Genomic DNA, 2,070 nt, shown 5'->3' with positions numbered 1-2,070 from the left:
GGGCCGTCGCCCGGGCCGTCGCCCGAGCCTCCGGGCGGCGGTGCCGTGGACGTCTCGTCCGCCTCGGCCGCCTCGGTTTCGCGACGACGCGCCCGGATCTCAGCCCAGGCGAAGTAGGCCAGGGCGAGAGGCGCCAGGACACCGAAGGCGAGCCACTGCAGCCCGTAGGACAGATACGGGCCGTTCTCGATTCCGGGGATGGGCACCGGGGTCAGTGATCCGGGCTGGTCCCCTGTGAGCTGGAGATACCCGTCGGGGATGAGTGTGTGGTCGAGGGCGTCGCCCAGGACCGCGGGGTCCAGGACGCGGACGGCAGGGAGCCCGTCGACGAGGACCGGCTCGACCTGACCGCTCTCCGCGGCCCTGAGTCGCGCGGTGATCTCGACGGGCCCACCCGGCGCGGCGGCGTAGTCGGGCACCGTGTTGTTCTCGCCGACGGGAACATAGCCACGGTTGACCAGGATCGCCGGCCCGTCAACCGGCTCGAACACCGTCATCACCTGGTAGACCGGTTCGCCGTCGACCGCGCGCAGACGCAGCAGGGCCTCGGAGTCGGGTTGCCACCGACCGTCCAGCGTCACCAGCCGCCATTCGCGCTCCGCGAACGCCTCGGGGCCGTCGACCACCTGCCCGAACGGTGCCGGGGCGGCCTCGATGGACTCCGCCAGGCGGGCGTTGCGGGCGTCGAGATCCTCGCTCTTGCCCAGTTGCCACGGGGCCAGCAACGCGAAGCACGCCCAGGCGAACAGCGACACGGCGAGCAGACCGATCAGCCAGCCGGGACTCAGAAAGCGCCGCAGACTCCGCATGGCACCAGGGTATCCGCTGGGTCCGGACCCGCTACGCCAGGAGGGCACGCACCTCGGCCACCAACCCGGGGAGCGCCCCGGTGATCTGGAGACGGGTCCGGGTGAAGCCGTCGTCGTCCCCGTAGTAGGGGTCGGCTACGTCGTGACCGTCCGCCGCGGGGTCGAAACCCCGCAGGAGGCGGATGCGGTGATCCTCGACCCCGGCGTCGAGGAGGTGGTCGCGGTGGCCGCGGTCGAGTGCCACCACCAGGTCGGCGGTGTGGTCGGCCGGGGCCAGTTGCGCGGCCACGTGCGTGTCGTCGTACCCGTGGGACCGCAGTTCGGCCGCCGCCCGCGGGTCCATCGGGTCCCCCACGTGCCACCCGCCGGTGCCCACGCTCGAGACGGTGACCCTATCGCCCAACCCGGCCCCGGCGAACGCGTGGCGGGCCATGACCTCGGCCATGGGGGAGCGGCAGATGTTGCCGGTACAGACGAAGACCACGTGGACGGGCCGCTCACCAGGCATGGATGATCCCCTCCAGTTCGTTCGTGTCCGCCGGGGACCAGCGGGCATCGGCCCACTCCTCGGGGCTGCCGTAGCCCCAGCGCACTATCGCCGTGGGGATGCCGTAACGGGCGGCCCCGGCCACGTCGTGCTCGCGGTCGCCGATCATGAGGACGCTCTCGGTACCCCCGTCGGCCTCGGGGACCGGGTCCAACCCGACGGCGGCCAGCGAATGCGCGATCACGTCGGCCTTCGCCGACCGGCCGACACGCAGGTCCGCCCCGCCGATGAACTCGAAGGGGTCGTCGAGTCCGAAGTGCTCCAGGATCCGCCGCGCGGCCCGCTGGTCCTTGCTCGTCGCCACGGCCATCCGGAAGCCCTGGCCGGCCAGGCTGCTCAGCAACTCGTCCATTCCCTCGTAGACGGCGTTCTCGAGCCACCCCACCTCGCCGTAGCGCTCGCGGTACGCGCCCATCGCCCGCTGCAGATCCGCGCCCTCGAGTCCCAGCGAGGCGAGGGTGTCGGGCATCGGCGGGCCCGCGATGGACCGGATGTCACGGGAGTCGTCCCACCGGGCGCCGACGGTGTCGAGCGCGTGACGGAGGGATTTGGCGATACCGTCCAGGGAGTCGGTGATGGTTCCGTCGAGATCGACGAGCAGGACAGGGCGATCGGGCATGTGGTCATCCTCCCAGACCCTGGTCGCCACGCGTCCCGCCCCGTCGCCGCCGCCGGCCCGCCGCCTAGGCTGCCGTGCATGAGCGCCGCGCCCGG

The 2,070-nt window shown here is 72.3% G+C and carries 3 protein-coding genes; all 3 read right to left on the bottom strand.

Going from position 1 to position 2,070, the window contains the following annotated elements:
• Nucleotides 1–809, bottom strand: an 809-nt coding sequence (locus G6019_RS11815) for an SURF1 family cytochrome oxidase biogenesis protein (protein ID WP_182627665.1), incomplete at its 3' end; no start/stop codon positions are given.
• 31 nt (nt 810–840) lie between these two features.
• Nucleotides 841–1,317, bottom strand: coding sequence for a low molecular weight protein-tyrosine-phosphatase (locus G6019_RS11810; RefSeq protein WP_107756158.1), 477 nt, complete (start codon nt 1,315–1,317; stop codon nt 841–843).
• Nucleotides 1,307–1,975: an HAD hydrolase-like protein gene (locus G6019_RS11805; protein ID WP_107756159.1), complete on the bottom strand. Its 669-nt coding sequence runs from the start codon at nt 1,973–1,975 to the stop codon at nt 1,307–1,309. The genes G6019_RS11810 and G6019_RS11805 overlap by 11 nt, the downstream gene beginning before the upstream one ends.
• Nucleotides 1,976–2,070: the final 95 nt, after the last annotated feature.

Origin of the sequence: Dietzia sp. DQ12-76, from assembly GCF_014145045.1 — a bacterium.
GTDB lineage: Bacteria > Actinomycetota > Actinomycetes > Mycobacteriales > Mycobacteriaceae > Dietzia.
Note: the sequence above shows the minus strand (reverse complement) of the source record. Positions and strands in the feature narration are given on the sequence as shown.

Coding starts and splice junctions, on each gene's coding strand:
- G6019_RS11810 (WP_107756158.1), bottom strand. CDS start 1,317: ATGCCTGGTGAGCGGCCCGTCCACGTGGTCTTCGTCTGTACCGGCAAC.
- G6019_RS11805 (WP_107756159.1), bottom strand. CDS start 1,975: ATGCCCGATCGCCCTGTCCTGCTCGTCGATCTCGACGGAACCATCACC.